The organism is Bradyrhizobium sp. NAS96.2 (assembly GCF_001908235.1).
Classification (GTDB): Bacteria; Pseudomonadota; Alphaproteobacteria; order Rhizobiales; family Xanthobacteraceae; genus Bradyrhizobium.
Genome location: NZ_LGHK01000127.1, coordinates 1 through 15760, shown reverse-complemented (window position 1 = coordinate 15760; position 15760 = coordinate 1). Strand labels below are relative to the sequence as shown.

The following is a 15760-nucleotide window of genomic DNA, read 5'->3' as shown; positions in this document are numbered from 1 at the left end:
ACCCCGCGCCTTCAGAATACCTTGGCGATCGCGGCCTGCGCGTCACCCTGGATCTGCTTCAGATGATCCGGCCCGCGGAAGCTTTCGGCGTAGATCTTGTAGACATCCTCGGTGCCGGAGGGACGCGCGGCAAACCAGCCGGACTCGCTCTCGACCTTGATGCCGCCGAACGGCTGATCATTGCCCGGCGCCTTGGTCCTGACCGCGCGCACGGGATCGCCGGCGAGCTCAGTCATGTTGAGCTGCTCCGGCCCAAGCGCCTTCAGCGCGTTCTTTTGCTTCGGCGTCGCCGCGACATCGATGCGCTCGTAATAGGGCACGCCGAGCTCCGCGGTCAGCTCGTTGAACAATTCGCTGGGATCGCGGCCGGTCTTGGCGATAATCTCCGCCGCCAGCAGGCCGAGGATGATGCCGTCCTTGTCCGTGGTCCACGCCGAGCCGTCGCGCTTCAGGAACGATGCACCCGCGCTCTCCTCGCCGGCAAAGCCGAAGCCGCCGCTGCCGAGCCCGTCGACGAACCATTTGAAGCCGACCGGCGTCTCGACCAGCTTGCGGTTCAGCTTCTTCGCCACGCGGTCGATGATCGAGCTTGACACGATGGTCTTGCCGATCGCGGCATCCCTGCTCCATTGCGGCCGGTGCGCGAACAGATAGGCGATCGCGGTGGCGAGGAAGTGGTTCGGGTTCATCAATCCGTTCGAGCGCGTGACAATGCCGTGACGATCAGCATCGGTGTCGTTGGCAAAGGCGACGTCGAAACGATCGCGCATCCCGATCAGGCTCGCCATCGCGTAAGGCGACGAGCAATCCATCCGGATCTTGCCGTCCCAATCCGCGGTCATGAAGCGGAAGGTCGGATCGACCGCATTGTTGACGATCGTAGCGTTGATGCCGTAACGCGCGATGATCGGCTGCCAGTAATGCACCGCCGCGCCGCCGAGCGGATCGATGCCGATCTTGACGCCGGCGGATTTGATCAGCGCGAGATCGACGGTGTTGCCGAGATCGGCGACATACGGCGTGATGTAGTCGTGCAGATGCGTGGTCGCGGCCTTGCGCGCGCGATCATACGGCATCCGCGCGACGCCCTTGAGGCCCGCCTCGATGTAGCGGTTGGCGTTCTTTTCGACCACGGCAGTGACGTCGGTGTCGGCCGGGCCGCCATGCGGCGGATTGTATTTGTAGCCGCCATCCTCCGGCGGGTTGTGTGACGGCGTGATGACGACGCCGTCGGCAAGGCCCGTGCTGCGTCCCTTGTTGTAGCTCAGGATCGCATGCGAGATCACCGGCGTCGGGGTGTAGCCGCCCTGCGCGTCGATCATGATCTCGACGCCATTGGCCGCGAACACTTCGACCGCGCTGACCAGCGCCGGTTCGGCCAGCGCATGGGTATCAATGCCGATGAATAGCGGCCCGGTGAGCCCCTTCTCACGGCGGTAATCGCAGATCGCCTGCGTTGTCGCGAGGATGTGGTCCTCGTTGAAGGAATTCTTCAGCGACGACCCGCGATGGCCCGAGGTGCCGAACGCGACCCGCTGGGTCGGATCGCCGGCGTCGGGCTTGCCCGCGAAATAGGCCGTGACCAGCCGCGGCACATTGGCGAGCGCTGAGGGATCGATGGGTTTGCCGGCGGCAGGATTTGGTGCAGTCACGTGACCTCTCAGATCTGGTATCGCCGACCATCAGCACAACGAGTGATGCCGAGGCTTGATCGCTCGGCGTGCTACCATGGCGGCTTACGTTCAATCAAGCCGAGGGCATTTCGTTCCGTGCGGTCAGCGGCAATCCGCTATTCGACGTCGATCTGCTGCACTTTCTCGCGCAGCTCGTCGACCAGCACCCGCTTGTTCTCGGTATAGTCGATCGGCACCACGACGAGATGCACGCCGCCGCCGGAGAAGGCCCGTTCCAGGATCGGCACGATCGCCTCCGTGCTCTCGATCCGCGAACCCTTGGCGCCGTAGCTTTCGGCGTATTTGACGAAATCCGGATTGCCGAAGGTCAGGCCGAAATCGGGGAAGTTGTCGACCGCCTGCTTCCAGCGGATCATGCCGTAGGCGGAATCTTCCAGGATCAGGATCACCAGATTGAGCTTGAGGCGGACGGCGGTCTCGAGCTCTTGCGAGTTCATCATGAAGCCGCCGTCGCCGCACACCGCGAGCACCCGGTTCTTCGGGTAGAGCATTGCCGCCATCATCGCCGACGGCAGGCCGGCGCCCATGGTGGCGAGCGCGTTGTCGAGCAGCAGCGAGTTCGCGAGCAGCGTGCGGTAGTTGCGCGCGAACCAGATCTTGTACATGCCGTTGTCGAGCGCGACGATGCCGTCCTCGGGAATGACCTGCCGCACATCGTGCACAATGCGCTGCGGCGTCGGCGGCCAGCGGCCCTCGGTGGCGCGATCGGTGATCTTCGCCAAAATGCCTTCGCGCAGGCTGAGCAGCGCGCTGGCATGCGGCAACTTGCCCTCGACCCGATCGGCCAGCAGTTCGAGACTCGGGCCGACGTCGCCGATCACCTCGCATTGCGGGAAATAAACCTGCTCGACATTCGCCGGCATGTAGCTGACATGGATCACCTGCGGCCCCTTCGGGCCCATGATGAAGGGCGGCTTCTCGATCGTATCGTGCCCGATCGCGATGATCAGGTCCGCCCGGTCGATCGCCTCATGCACATAGTCGCGCTCGCTCAGCGCGGCGGTCCCCATGTATTGATTGGTGCCGCCGGACACCGTGCCCTTGCCCATCTGGGTGGTGAAGAACGGAATTTTCGTACGCCGCACGAAGTCGCCGATCCCGGCGGTCGAGCGCGGCCGCGATGCCGCAGCACCCAGCATGATCAGCGGACGCTGCGCCTTGAGAATCATGTCGGCGGCGCGGTCGAGCGCGGCGGCGTGCGCGATTGGAATTTCGATAGGATGCGGATGCACCAGCTCGACCGGTTCGGTCTCCTCGCCTGCGATATCTTCCGGCAATTCGAGCAGCACCGGCCCCGGCCGCTCCTGTGTCGCGATCCGGAACGCGTCGCGGACCAGCGTCGGGATGGTCGCGCCGCTGACGATCTGGAGTGACAGCTTGGTCAGCGGACGGAATGTGTTGACGATGTCGACGATCTGGAACTTGGCCTGCCGGCTGCTCAGGATGCCCTTCTGCCCCGTCAACATCACCATCGGCATCGCGCCGAGCAGCGCATAGGCCGCGCCGGTGGTCAAATTGAGCGCGCCCGGGCCGAGTGTCGTGATGCAGACGCCGGGTCTTCCGGTCAGCCGGCCATAGGTCGCCGCCATGAACGCCGCGGCCTGCTCATGGCGGGTCACGATCAGCTTGATCGAGGATTTGCGCAGGCTCTCGACCACGTCGAGATTCTCCTCGCCGGGGACACCGAACACCCGCTCCACGCCCTCATTCTCGAGGGCAGCGACCAGCAAATCGGAACCTTTGACCATCTCAGCCTCACATCGTTGATTGCATGCCGCCCGCGCAGCATAGCCGCATCGCGCGCCGCCGGAAACTCCCTCGCGATCTCACGGCTTGTGCGCCCTGATCCAGGCGTCGGCGGCGGGCAGCACGCGCGCGGCGAGATCGGCCGAGATCGCGATCGCCTGCACGGATCGCGCCACCATCACCCGTCCGCCGGTGGTCGATTGCGACGGAGCGAAGGCGGCGAGCTGTGCCGCATGAGCTTCATCGGTGAAATTGGTCATGAAGTTCGGCACGAACTGATCGCGGAAGTTCGGCCCCTGCCTTGCCAGCAGCGTGTCGAAATTGGCCTGGACGAAGTCCCACGCAAGCTGCGGCTGCTCACCTGCGGATGCAACCGTGCTGATCATCCCTGTGACGATCGTGTCGGGCAGTTCGCTGGTCAGCGTCAACGCCAGCGTCGCGCGCGCCAGCTCGGCATCGCGGGCGCTGGCCGCGGCATAATAATAGCGCAGCCGTTCATTGGTCGCCGTGCTGTTGCGCGCGAGCGCCAGCAATCGGTCATAGGTCGCCCGGTCAGCCGTGATGCCAACAACATGGGTGACCGCATCGCGCAGCGTGGTCGGCAGCGAGCTTGGGTCGTCCAGGAACGCCGCGAAGCGCCGCTTCGCCTCGGCCACCACGGCGGCGTCACCGAGGTCGCCCAGCGTCGAGATCAGGCTTGCGCGCAACAGCGCGGTGTCATCGTCGCCCGAGCCGCTGCCATCCCATCCGATCCGGTCGAACACCGGGCGCAGCTTGGCCCGGGCATAAGCCTGGATCACGGGCCGCTCGCTGCGGTCGCGCGACAAGCGGTTGAGCGTAGCGAATGTCGAGATCACCTGGTCCCACACCGCGCGATGATCGCCGGCATCGAGCGCGTCGAGCAGCGCGAGGTAGGACGGCGGCTCGGCACGGCCCGCCTGCACCAGCGCCCAGCTGTCGGTGACGACATTGAGCCGGTCAATAACCTGCATTTGCGGGAAGGCGTTCAGCAGCGCCGCACGGTTCTTCAGGCCGTATTCCACCCTGTAATAGCCGACGTCGCCGAGATTGACCTTGATCGCATCGCCGCAGGCGCCGGCCGGCATATCGGCGCTGCCCTTCAGCAGGATCTCGTCAAACGGCTTGCCGTGCGCCGGCCCGGCCGCGACCGGAATCTGCCAGCTGTGCGCCGGCAGCGGCGGATCATTGGCCGGCGCGATCACGAAACGGTCCTGTCGCAGGGTCAGGCGCTGCGCTGTGCCATCGCAGCTCGTCTCGGCCACGACCAGCGGCACGCCGTCCTGCTCGGTGAAGGAGGCGGCGACGCCGGTGATCGTCTTGCCGCCGGACGTCTCGAGCGCCTGCCAGAGATCGGCCGTGGTGGAATTGCTGTAGGCATGCGCGGCCATGTATTTGCGGATGCCGTCGCGGAACGCCTGCTCGCCGAGATAAGTCTCGAGCATACGGATCAGCGCCTGCCCCTTGTTGTAGGTGATGGCATCGAACGCCGTGACCGCCTCGCTGTGATCGGCGATCGGTTGCTGCACCGGATGCGAGGTGCGGCGCGCATCGAGCGTCATGGCGAACTGCTTGGCGCCATAGCCGTTCAGCCAGCTCTGCCATTGCGGATAGAACTGCTCCGAGGCCTTGGTCGCCATCCAGCTGGCAAAGCCCTCGTTGAGCCAGAGATTGTCCCACCATGCCATGGTGACGAGATCGCCGAACCACATATGCGCCATCTCGTGCGCGATGATGGCGAAGATGCCGCGCCGCGCGGTCTCGGCATTGGTCGCGGGATCGAACAGCAGCCGGCTTTCGAAGAAGGTGATGCCGCCCCAATTCTCCATTGCCCCGCCGAACCCGCCGGGCACCGCAATCAAATCGAGCTTCGGCAGCGGAAACTTCACCCCGAAATAGTCGTTGTAATAGCCGAGCAGTTTCACCGCGCTATCCAGCGCAAACCGGCCCTGCCCGCTCTTGCCCGCCGTCGTCACCACGCCGACCGTGACGCCGCCGGCATCCGCGGTCACGCGCTCGAGCTCGCCGACCGTGAGCACGAACAGATAGCTCGACATCTTCGGCGTCGGCGCGAACGCAACCTTCTTGAGATCGCCGGCGACCGGCTCCTCGCTCGCGATGGGCATGTTGCCGACCGCGAGCAGGTTGCGCGGGATCACGACGGTCAGCGCAAAGCTCGCCTTGAACGACGGCTCGTCCCAGCACGGGAAGATCCGCCGCGCATCGGCCGGCTCCAGCTTGCTGGAGATCAGCCGCTTGATCCCGGCCGGGGTCGGATAATCGACCGAGAACAACCCGGTGCCGAATTTGTTGATCTGCGCCGTGAAGACGATGCGGAGCTTGTGCCGGCCCGCCGCGAGCGGCTTGGCGAAGGCCAAGGTCGCGGTCTGCGCGGTCGCGTCGGTCGACACCTCCGCGCGCTGCGCACCATCATCGATTGTGGCCTCGGCGAAAGTCGTGCTGACCGCATTCAGCGTCAGTTGCGCGGTGGCCTCGCGCACCTCGATGTTGACGGTCTCGATCCCCCGCAACGCGAGGGTGGTGAAATCAGGCGTCAGCTCGATCGCGTAGTTGAGCGGAACAACCGTCTTCGGCAGCTTTCCGGGTGTGTTGTCGAACGAAAAAGTCTGCTCGGCCTGCGCGCCTGCGACTGTGACCAGCAGCAAGCAGATTGCCGTGGCAAGACGACGCAGCAACGCAACTCGGACATCGCTGGCAGGCTTGTTCATTGTGCGCGGCTCACAGGGATTTTCGGATGTCATTGCGGAAGGACGTAGCAGGCAATCTAGTAGAGAAAATGTCGCCACAAAACTGACAACTCCGCGACATTGACATCACAACGGGTCGTATTGATTGGTGCGCCGTTCGCCACCGCGCTGCGGCCTCCCGGCCCTTGTTGCTCAACCGCGGGGTGGAAGGCTAACCTGCGGCTGGCATTCCAGCCGCAGCGTCCGTCGACGGGAGACAATGATGTTCGGTAAGTTCTCGCGCCGGCAGTTTGCGGGCCTTGCAGGCCTCTCGGCGCTCGGCCTGTCGGCCCCTGCACAGGCCGCGAACCACGCTCCACGGCCGGACGGCGCGAACTTCCCCGCCGGGTTCGTCTGGGGCACCGCGACCTCGTCCTACCAGATCGAGGGCGCGGTCAAGGAGGACGGCCGCGGCCCGTCGATCTGGGACACATTCACCCACACATCGGGCAAGATCGAGGACGGCTCGACCGGCGACCGCGCCAACGAGCATTATCACCGCTACAAGGAGGATGTCCGCCTCATCAGGGAGCTCGGCGCCAAGGCGTATCGGTTCTCGATCGCCTGGCCGCGGGTCTTTCCCGACGGCAGCGGCGCACCGAACCCGAAGGGCCTCGACTTCTACAACCGCCTGGTCGACGAACTGCTCGCGAACGACATCGAGCCCTATGCCACACTCTATCACTGGGACCTGCCGCAGGCATTGCAGGACCGCGTCGGCGGCTGGCGTTCGCGCGATACCTCGAAGGCGTTTGGCGACTACGCCGGCTATGTGGCGCAGCGGCTGACGGACCGGGTGAAGAACATCTTCACCCTCAACGAGGTCGGGCGTTTCCTTCCCTTCGGCTATGCGCTCGGCGTCGATGCGCCGGGGCTGACGCTGCCGCCGGCCGAGGTGAACCAGGCCCGCCACCACGTCGCGCTGGCGCATGGGCTTGCGGTGCAGGCGATCCGCGCCAAGGGTCGCGCCGGCACGCGGGTCGGCCCGGCCGAGAACATCACCGCCTGCGTGCCGGCGTTCAACACGCCGGAGAACATCCGTGCCACCGAGATCGCGACGCGCGAGCTCAATGCGGGCTTCCTCGGTGTCGTGCTCGAGGGCAAGTATACCGAGGGCTTCCTGCAATATGCCGGTGCCGACGCGCCCAAATTCACCGCGGAGGATCTGAAGATCATCGCGCAGCCCAACGATTTCGTCGGGCTGAACATCTACGCGCCGCACTGCTATGTCCTCGCCACCGACAGCGCGCCGGGGTGGAAGCCGCTGCCGATGCCGGCCTCGTTCCCGCATATGAATTCGGATTGGCTGCGGATCGCGCCGGAGACGATCTACTGGGCGCCGCGGATTGCGGCCAAGCTCTGGAACATCAAGAGCATCTATATCAGCGAGAACGGCACCTCCGGCGAGGACAAGCTGCAGCCGGACGGGCAGATCTACGATCTCGACCGCATCATGTTCCTGCGCAACTACCTCGCCCAATTGCAGCGCGCGACCGCCGACGGCGTCCCGGTCCACGGCTATTTCCTGTGGAGCCTGATGGACAATTTCGAATGGATCTTCGGCTATGCGAAGCGCTTCGGCCTCTATCGCGTGGATTTCGAGAACCAGGCCCGGGTGCCGAAACTGAGCGCGGCGTTCTATCGCGACGTGATCGCGCGCAACGCGATCGGGGTGTGAGCTATCCGGCCTGCGGCCGCGCACCGGACCACGCACGCCGGAGCAGGTCGCGGATGCCGCCTTCCTCGATCGGCCGCGGATTCCAGTAAGGATTTTTGGTAGCAAGCGCGGCCGCCTTGGCGATGCCGTCCTCGGGCATGCCGATCTCGGCGAGCGAGCGCGGCGCGCCGAGCCTTGCCGACAGATCGAACAGGCCATCGGCCGCGCCAGATGCGCCGAGCGCCCGCGCGGCACGGCCGATCGCATCGCGCGCCGCCGACGTGTTGTAGGCGATGGTGTGCGGCAGCAGCACCGCATGGGTCTCGGCATGCGGCAGGTCGAACAGCGCGCCGACGGTGTGGCAGAGCTTGTGATGCAGCGCCATGCCGACGGTACCGAGACAGACCGCGCACAGCCATGCGCCATAGAGCGCGTCCGAGCGCGCATCGAGATCGTGCGGCCGCGCGATCACCTCCGGCAGCGACGACGCAAGCTTCGCAATCGCTTCTTCCGCCATCAACGAGGTGATGGGATTGCCGTCCCGCGCATACAGCGCCTCGGCCGCATGCGCGATCGCGTTGAGGCCTGATATCGCGGAGAATCTTGCCGGCATCGAGAGCGTCAGATTGACGTCGTAGATCACAGCCTCCGGCAATATCTTCGGCGATGACTGCGTGGTCTTGACGCCGTCCACGGTCTCGCCGAGCACCGGCGTCATCTCGGAGCCGGCATAGCTGGTCGGCACGATCAGTTGCGGCAGGTCGGTGCGCAACGCGATCGCCTGGCTCAATCCGGTCGCGGCGCCCGCGCCGATCGCAACCACGCCGTCAGGCTTCAACTCGCGGACCAACTGCATCGCACGTTCGGTGACCGCAACCGGCGTGTGCACGACCGCGCCGTCGAACGTCCCGGCCATGCGGCCGCCGGTCAGGGCTGCGAGATCGCCGAGCTCGGCCTGCTGCCGCCGGCTCGCCAGCACCAGCGCGCGGCTGATGCCGAGCCGGTCGAGCTCGTCGGCCAGCTGCGCGATCGTGCCGGTCCCGAACACGACCCGCATCGGGCTGACCTGATAGGTGAAGGACTGTGCCATGGGCATTTCCGAACGTTGCTCAGCTGCGGCGCCAGTCGCGCGGCGTGCAGCCGAACCGATGCCGGAACCGGCGGGTGAAATGCGACAGATCGGAGAAGCCCCAGTCGAACGCAATGTCGCCGATCGCGCGCCCGGCGATCGCCGGGTCCTTCAGATCGCGCGCCGCGCCGTCGAGGCGGCGGTCCATCAAATAGCTGGCGAATGTGGTGCCGGCGCGCTCGAACAGTTTATGGACATAGCGCTCGCTGATGCCGATTCCAGCCGCAATGGCGGCAACGCCGAGCCCGGGCTCGCGCAGCCTGCGGTCCACGGCGCGGCGCAGCGCGAGCCAGGTCGCATCCGCAAGGCCCGCGCTCTCGACGACCCCTAGGCGGCCGCTGCGCGACAGGCTGAGCGCAACCAGGTCGAGCAGCACGCCGAACAGCCGGGCATTGTCCGTATCAGTTGCGCGGAGCGCCGAATTGTTCAGGACTTGCGCCGTCTCAGTGATCAGATGACCGACGAGCGGATCATCGGCCACCCGCGCCGGAGCCACCTCCGGCGCCGACGGCAGCCGTTCATCCAGTGCTTCGGCCGGCACCCAGAACGAGGCGACCCGCAGCACGGGGCCGCGGTCGTGCAGCAGCGAGAAGCGCTGCCCGCTGTCGAAGATTCCGACCTGCCCCGGCGACAGGCTGATCTCGCGCCCCGCCTGCTGGATGCGGCAGCGGCCGGCGAGCTTGAGATTGAGGTAGTAGCAGCGGCGGCTGGAGGCGGCGATGTCGGCAGCCGAGCGCCGCACGACATGCTCCGGGAAATTGACCCGGTTGACCGCGCCGTCGCCGAGCCCGACGGTCTCGACCCGCGCGATGAAGCCCGGCGTCGCCGGCGGCTCCGGCGTCAGGTTCATGAAGGCCTGGCAGATCGCCTCGCGATAATAGGCGAACTGCTCGCCCGGCCTGGTGTCCGCGGTATTCCAGCTCAGCCTGCGCGAGCGATCCGCGGCGGCGATTTGCTGCATCAGTTCACTCCGAGCCCAGTCCGGTTCGGTTACAGCCAAGCGCGTTCCGCAGGTCCGGGTCAATATCCATCGGGAACTGTTTGAACTCGGTGCGTATCCCGGGCCGTCGCGGACGTCGCAACCGATCTAACCAAACCACGCAGGGAGGTACAACATGTCGACCTATGTTCTCGTCCACGGCGCCTGGCATACCGGCGCCGAGTTTGAGCCGGTTGCGGCTACGATCCGCAAGGCCGGCCACGTCGTCCACACCCCGACCATCAAGGGCAACCGGCCCGGCGACAGGAAGGACTCCGGCCTCCCCGAGGCGATCCAGTCGATCGTGGACTATCTCGCCGAGCACAATCTGAATGACATCGTGCTGGTCGGCCACAGCTATGGCGGCATGGTCATCACGGGCGTTGCGGACGCCGCCGCCAATCGCATCCGCCGCCTCGTCTACTGGAACGCCTTCGTGCCGAACAATGGCGAATGCCTCAACGACATGGTGCCGCCGCACTATCGCGGCCTGTTCGACGCCATCCATGCCGAGCGCGGCGACGGCTCGGTGGTGCTGCCGTTCCCGATCTGGCGCGAGGCCTTCATCAACGACGCCGATCTCGAGACCGCACAGCGGGCCTATGACAAGCTCAACCCGCACCCGCTGAAGACCTTCGAGGACAAGATCGTCCTGCGGACCAATCCGGCCGAGATGCCGATCGCGAAATCCTACGTCAACTGCACCGAGGACACCGCGATGCCGCACGGCCTGCCCTGGCATCCGCGACTGTCGGAGAAACTCGGACTGTTCCGCCTGGTCCAGGTGCCAGGCAGCCACGAGCTGTGCTTCTCCAATCCGGAGCGCCTCGCGCAAGCCTTCCTCGACGCCGGCCGCGACTGACTCTTAGTCGCATGATCTTTTCGGAAAACCGCTTCGCACTTTTCCGGATCATGCGTTAAGCGACCGCGCTGTACACCGGCGCCGTCGCAAGGAAGCGCGCATAGGCGTCCGCGTCCGGCGGCGTGAACTTTTCGACGAGCGGGTTGCGGCGCGACGCCTTGGTGCCGATGTCCGCGAGCAGCTCGTCGAAATGCTTGAAGTGATAGGGCGCAACGCACAGCCCGCCATAGACGCCGGCGGCCGGACGCTCGACGCGCTTGAAGTTCAGCATCATCGCGATGTTGTCGCGCATCTCGGCCGCGCTCGGCTGCCGCGCGAGCTGCCCGTCGGCATAGCGCACCAGCCAGTTCGCGGCGAGATCGGCGCACAGCACGGTGCAGAAGCTCGAATTGAAGCCGACGAAGCCCATGTCCGGCAGATCGGGATTGGCGATCAGCCGATAGAGCCGGTACTGCCCGTCGGGCTCGACCAGCTTCTTCTGGTACTCCTCGGGCAGGAACGGCACGCCGAGTTTATAACCGATCGCGAGCACCGCGACGTCGGCCGCGACGCGCTGGCCGCCGCGCATCACGATGGTCTTGCCGTCATACCGATCGAAGGTCCCGAGCACCGCCTTGATCCGGCCGTCGGCGACCATCGGGTAGAAGCCCGGAGTCGCGATCGGCACCGAGCAGTTGACGCCGTCCTCGATGCGCTCCTTCGGCACCATGCCGCACTGCTTCAGCTTGAGCTGCATCTTCAGCATGCTTTCGAGCCCGCGCCAGTTCGCCCAGACAAACGGCTTTGCAACGGCATGCGCGAGACGCGCCATCGGCCCGATGCCCCAGCTCGCGAACATCTGCTCCTGCGCGCGGATGTAGAGGATGCGTTTGAAGTTGACGAGGCCGCCGATGAAATAGGGAATCCGCCACACCGGCTCGCGAAACACGATGGTAACTTCGCTGGCGCCGGAATTGACCGCATTCACCGCGATGTCGGTTGCCGATTTGGAGCCGCCGAGCACAACGACCTTGCGCCCCTTGGCGAGATCGGGGTCGCCATATTGCGACGAGTGCAGGATCTGGCCGCCCTGCGCCCTGAAGCCGTCCTCGCCGGGAAGCGGCAGCGACTGCGGCTCGTTGAATTGCCCGGTGCAGACGGCGACGAAGTCGAAATCCTCGTGGCCGGTGGCGCCATCATTCGAGCGCAGCGCGAGCGTCCAGCCCGGCCTGCCGTCGGCGCGGCGCTTCATGCCCTCGACCCTGGTGTTGAACCGCATCGCGCCGTCGAGCCCATGGCTGCGGGCATAATCGCGCAAGTATGCATGGACCTGCGGACCCTTCGGCCATTCCGGATAGGACTCCGGCATCGCCTTGTCGGTGTAGCGATAGAGCTCCTTCGGGCTTTGGGTCTGCACGTCAGGATAGGAGCGCGCCGGCTCCCAGACCCCGCCGAGATCGCCGCTGCGCTCGATGATGGTCACCTTGTGACCGCGACCGGCAAAGGCCTTGCCGGCGGCGAGCCCGGAAATGCCGGCGCCAATCACACACACTTGCTTCTGCTTGACCATGAAACCGCTCCGCGATGAATGAACAGATCCAATTCCTTGAGGCGCACACGCCCCCCGTCATCGCCGGAGCCAGCTCCGGCGATTGCCGCCTCGCGTACGTATTCTCTATTGCAGGCCTAGTCGTTGGCTTCCGGCGGCAGGAAGTCCACCTCGTGCTCGGCGGAGATGCGCACCACCTCGACGGGGTCCTGCAAATTGTGCAGCTTCTCGAACAGCGCCTCGAGCTTCTGCATCGGCGATACCCAGAACAGCGCCCGTGCCGGCTTGTCCGACTTGTTGAAATAGCCGTGCGGAATGCCGCGCGGCATGCGCACGAGGTCGCCGGCCTTGGCCTGCACCCAAACGCCGTCGAGCTTGAGGTCGAGCACGCCCTCCTGCACCAGGATGAACTCGTCCTGGGTCGGATGGATGTGCACCGGCACGAACTGGCCGGGATCGCTGTTGGTCTCGAACGCGAAGGTCGAGTCGGTGACCGCCTTCGGATAGTAGACCTGGCCAAGGATATTCCAGGTCTTGCCGCCGTAGCCGGTGCCGGTGCGGGTAATGCCTTTTTCGAGCGTGCCCATGTCAGCCTCTCCAGTTTTGCTGCGTATTGCGGACACGGAGCCTGTCGCCAGCCGGTGGGGCTGTCTAGCCGATAAACGAATCCGCACCCGGCGCGATCATGCTGCAATGCGGGAGCAACTTTCTGCCCAAGGTCGCCGCATCCGCCTGCGCGCCGATCGGGCAGTTTGCGCGACGAAACGGCGTTCCCCTTTGCCGGCGAATGGACTAGGCTGCAGGATATTTTAGACCTCAAACAACTCGGACGGCCGGCGTGACTGCTGTTGGCAACGAGGTTTCGGCAAGGGCAAGTTCGGCAAGGCTCAAGGATTTCGCGCGCGTCGCGACGGCCCGCGTCGACGACGCGGCCGAAGCGATCGGCCGTATCTTCTGTCCGCACCGGCTGACACCGGTCGATCACTCTGAGCGCGATTTCTCCGCGCACCACAATTGCGCTGGGTTCGACGGCTTCTCGGTCAACTATGTCGCCTATGGCGGATCGGTCGCGATCAATCCCGGCTGCCTCGACCGGTTCTTCCTGTTGCAGATGCCGCTATCCGGCTCGGCCTCGATCCGGACCGCCGCGCGCGAGCTCACCACCGGGCCGCAACACTGTGCCTCGCTGCTGTCGCCGACGATTCCAACCGAGATGACCTGGCGCGATGACTGCGCCCAGCTCATCGTTCTGCTCGACCGCAAGCTGGTCGAGCATCGTGCCGCGGCGCTTGGCGGCGTGGCGGTGCGGCCGGTCGAGTTCGATCCGGCGGTCGAACTGAGCGGGCCGCTCGGGCAGACGCTCTCGGCCAGGATTGAGCAACTCGTGACGACGGCCGAGCAGGTCGGGCCGCGCAAATCGTTGTCCACGGTCGCAGCGGCCGATTGGCGCGAACAGTTTCTCAACGTCCTGCTCAACGGGCAGCGGCACAGCCTGAGCTCGGCGATCGATGTGTTCAACGGCCGCACCGAGGCCCAGCCGGCGGCGCTGAAGCGCGTGCGGGCCTATCTGGAAACGCGCGCGACCGAGCCGCTGAATCTCGCCGAGCTTGCGGAGATCGCGGGCACCGGCATCCGTGCGCTGCAGCTCGGCTTCCGCCGCCACTTCGGGACTACCGTCTCCGAGATGCTGCTCGACATCCGCCTCGCCCAGCTCAACGCCCGTCTCAAGACGGCGCGGCCGGGCGAACGCATCGTCGATATTGCATTCAACCTCGGCTTTACCCATCTGAGCCGCATGGCGAGCGCCTACCGCGCCAAGTTCGGCGAGAGCCCGAAGGCGACCCTGCAGCGGCTGAGCTGAGCGGCGGTTCCGAGCGGCGCGTCCTGGCCCTGCCCATCCGGCCAGTTTCGCCGCCAGCCGCAACATCCCAGATTGCGGGAAGCCAACGGAGTTTCCCATGACCGAACCGAACATCCTTGCCTCGCTGTCGTCAGTCCTGTCGGAGACCATTGCGCGCGCTGCGCCATCGGTCGTCTCCGTGCATTCGCATCGTGCGCGCGCCTCGGGCTTCGTCTGGAAGACGAGCCTGATCGTCACCGCGGACGAAGCGCTGGCCGACGAGGGCGAGATCGAAATCCAGTTCGCCGACGGCAGCCGCAGGCCAGCGACCGTCGCCGGACGCGACCACACCACCGACATCGCCCTGCTGCGCGTCGAAGGCGACGTCGCGCCGATCAAGCTGTCGACCGACATCCCGGCGCTCGGATCGCTCGCGGTGATCGTCGCCGCCGACCGCGGCGCACCGGTCGCACGGCTCGGCAGTGGTCTCGCGGTCGGGCGCCGCCTGGCGCAGCCTGCGCGGCGGCGAGATCGACGCGCGGATCGAGCTCGACGTCCGGCTGCGGCACAGCCAGCAGGGTGGATTGGCGCTGAATGCCGCGGGCGTGCCGTTCGGCATGGCGGTGCTCGGCCCGCGCCGCGTGCTGACCATCCCGGCCGCGACCATCGAGCGGGTCGCAGCCCAGCTCGAGAAGAGCGGCCGCATCGCGCGCGGATATCTCGGCGTCGGGTTGCAGCCGGTCCGTCTCGACGACGGCCTCGGCGCAATGGTGATGAATGTCGACAAGGCCGGCCCCTCGGCCGCCGCCGGCATCCGCCAGGGCGACGTGATCATTGCCGTCAACGGTGAGAAGCTGTCAGGCGTGCGGGCGCTATCGCGCGGCCTCGGGCCGCAGAGCGTCGGCAGCGTCGTCGAGCTGACCGTGCATCGCGGCGGCGAGCCGATGACCTTCAAGGTCACAGTCGGAGAGAGGCCCGAGACGTGAGCAGCGAGCCTGCGACCGACATCGTCATCGCGCTCGAGATCGACGACCCCCTCCTCGCCGACCGGCTGGCGACGTTGCTCGGCAGCGTCGCCGGCCTGCGGCTCGCCGCGCCGGGCGAGCAGGCTGCCGCCGCGATCGTCGCGCGTAACCGCGAGGCCGCCGGCGGCGACTTCGAGCTAACGCCGCGCGAGCTCGACGTGCTGGCGCTGCTGGCCGAGGGCGCATCCAACAAGATGATTGCGCAGCGGCTTGGAATTTCCGTCCACACCGCAAAATTTCACGTCGGCTCCCTGCTCGACAAGCTCGACGCCACCGGCCGCACCGACGCCGTCGCACATGCAGCGCGGCGTGGGGTGATCAATTTGTGAGGCGTGCGCGGAGCTCTCTCCACACGTCGTCCCTGCGGAAGCAGGGATCCATACTCCGCGGCGGACATGGTGAGAGGGACTACTCGTCGTACCAGCGTCGTTCAACGATAACTATTCGTGGTTATGGGTCCCTGCTTTCGCACTAGGGCATGCACACATTTTGCTGCGACAGATTGACTCGAACGCTGAATCTGGGATTCCAGAAT

At 65.9% G+C, this 15760-nt stretch carries 11 protein-coding genes and 1 pseudogene; 5 read left to right on the top strand and 7 right to left on the bottom strand.

The annotated features are described in order from the left end of the window. Positions 1-11: 11 nt before the first annotated feature. The 3 genes from pgm to AC628_RS26005 form a co-directional block, all read right to left on the bottom strand. The gene (pgm, locus tag AC628_RS26015) at positions 12-1652 is read right to left on the bottom strand and encodes a phosphoglucomutase (alpha-D-glucose-1,6-bisphosphate-dependent) (RefSeq protein ID WP_074129673.1); all 1641 of its coding nucleotides are present in this window, start codon (positions 1650-1652) and stop codon (positions 12-14) included. Positions 1653-1789: 137 nt separating this feature from the next. After that, the gene (locus AC628_RS26010) at positions 1790-3442 is read right to left on the bottom strand and encodes an acetolactate synthase large subunit (RefSeq protein ID WP_074129672.1); all 1653 of its coding nucleotides are present in this window, start codon (positions 3440-3442) and stop codon (positions 1790-1792) included. A 78-nt stretch (positions 3443-3520) separates the two neighbouring features. Next, positions 3521-6187 carry a M1 family metallopeptidase gene (locus tag AC628_RS26005; RefSeq protein ID WP_074129671.1) on the bottom strand — a complete coding sequence of 889 codons (2667 nt, stop codon included), beginning with the start codon at positions 6185-6187 and terminating at the stop codon, positions 3521-3523. A gap of 241 nt (positions 6188-6428) precedes the next feature. On the opposite strand from AC628_RS26005, the gene AC628_RS26000 reads away from it, so the two are divergent. Beyond that, positions 6429-7883 carry a GH1 family beta-glucosidase gene (locus tag AC628_RS26000; protein WP_074129685.1) on the top strand — a complete coding sequence of 485 codons (1455 nt, stop codon included), beginning with the start codon at positions 6429-6431 and terminating at the stop codon, positions 7881-7883. A gap of 1 nt (position 7884) precedes the next feature. Here the strand turns inward: AC628_RS26000 and AC628_RS25995 are convergent, their stop codons facing one another. Continuing rightward, positions 7885-8952: a maleylacetate reductase gene (locus AC628_RS25995; protein ID WP_074129670.1), complete on the bottom strand. Its 1068-nt coding sequence runs from the start codon at positions 8950-8952 to the stop codon at positions 7885-7887. Between the two features lie 19 nt (positions 8953-8971). Further along, positions 8972-9952 carry a helix-turn-helix domain-containing protein gene (locus tag AC628_RS25990; protein ID WP_074129669.1) on the bottom strand — a complete coding sequence of 327 codons (981 nt, stop codon included), beginning with the start codon at positions 9950-9952 and terminating at the stop codon, positions 8972-8974. Positions 9953-10106: 154 nt separating this feature from the next. Between AC628_RS25990 and AC628_RS25985 the strand changes: the two genes are divergently transcribed. Next, positions 10107-10832 carry an alpha/beta hydrolase gene (locus AC628_RS25985; RefSeq protein WP_074129668.1) on the top strand — a complete coding sequence of 242 codons (726 nt, stop codon included), beginning with the start codon at positions 10107-10109 and terminating at the stop codon, positions 10830-10832. 55 nt (positions 10833-10887) lie between these two features. On the opposite strand, the gene AC628_RS25980 is transcribed toward AC628_RS25985, so the two are convergent. Both AC628_RS25980 and AC628_RS25975 read right to left on the bottom strand, forming a co-directional pair. Beyond that, complete coding sequence (locus AC628_RS25980) at positions 10888-12381, bottom strand: flavin-containing monooxygenase (protein ID WP_074129667.1); 1494 nt, start codon at positions 12379-12381, stop codon at positions 10888-10890. Between the two features lie 116 nt (positions 12382-12497). After that, complete coding sequence (locus AC628_RS25975) at positions 12498-12947, bottom strand: cupin domain-containing protein (protein ID WP_021079721.1); 450 nt, start codon at positions 12945-12947, stop codon at positions 12498-12500. Positions 12948-13198: 251 nt separating this feature from the next. Here AC628_RS25975 and AC628_RS25970 point away from each other — a divergent pair, with 251 nt between their 5' ends. From AC628_RS25970 to AC628_RS25960, 3 genes and pseudogenes are all read left to right on the top strand, one after another. Further along, positions 13199-14221: an AraC family transcriptional regulator gene (locus tag AC628_RS25970; RefSeq protein ID WP_074129666.1), complete on the top strand. Its 1023-nt coding sequence runs from the start codon at positions 13199-13201 to the stop codon at positions 14219-14221. A 97-nt stretch (positions 14222-14318) separates the two neighbouring features. Further along, positions 14319-15186: pseudogene (locus tag AC628_RS25965) on the top strand (S1C family serine protease). Continuing rightward, positions 15183-15554, top strand: coding sequence for a response regulator transcription factor (locus AC628_RS25960; RefSeq protein WP_074129665.1), 372 nt, complete (start codon positions 15183-15185; stop codon positions 15552-15554). The pseudogene AC628_RS25965 and the gene AC628_RS25960 overlap by 4 nt, the downstream one beginning before the upstream one ends. The last annotated feature ends 206 nt before the right edge of the window (positions 15555-15760 follow it).

Excerpts from the sequence above, each read along its gene's own strand:
- AC628_RS25975 (WP_021079721.1), bottom strand. The coding sequence starts at position 12,947 with ATGGGCACGCTCGAAAAAGGCATTACCCGCACCGGCACCGGCTACGGC.
- AC628_RS25980 (WP_074129667.1), bottom strand. The coding sequence starts at position 12,381 with ATGGTCAAGCAGAAGCAAGTGTGTGTGATTGGCGCCGGCATTTCCGGG.
- AC628_RS25985 (WP_074129668.1), top strand. The coding sequence starts at position 10,107 with ATGTCGACCTATGTTCTCGTCCACGGCGCCTGGCATACCGGCGCCGAG.
- AC628_RS26000 (WP_074129685.1), top strand. The coding sequence starts at position 6,429 with ATGTTCGGTAAGTTCTCGCGCCGGCAGTTTGCGGGCCTTGCAGGCCTC.
- AC628_RS26005 (WP_074129671.1), bottom strand. The coding sequence starts at position 6,187 with ATGAACAAGCCTGCCAGCGATGTCCGAGTTGCGTTGCTGCGTCGTCTT.
- AC628_RS25995 (WP_074129670.1), bottom strand. The coding sequence starts at position 8,952 with ATGGCACAGTCCTTCACCTATCAGGTCAGCCCGATGCGGGTCGTGTTC.
- AC628_RS26010 (WP_074129672.1), bottom strand. The coding sequence starts at position 3,442 with ATGGTCAAAGGTTCCGATTTGCTGGTCGCTGCCCTCGAGAATGAGGGC.
- AC628_RS25990 (WP_074129669.1), bottom strand. The coding sequence starts at position 9,952 with ATGCAGCAAATCGCCGCCGCGGATCGCTCGCGCAGGCTGAGCTGGAAT.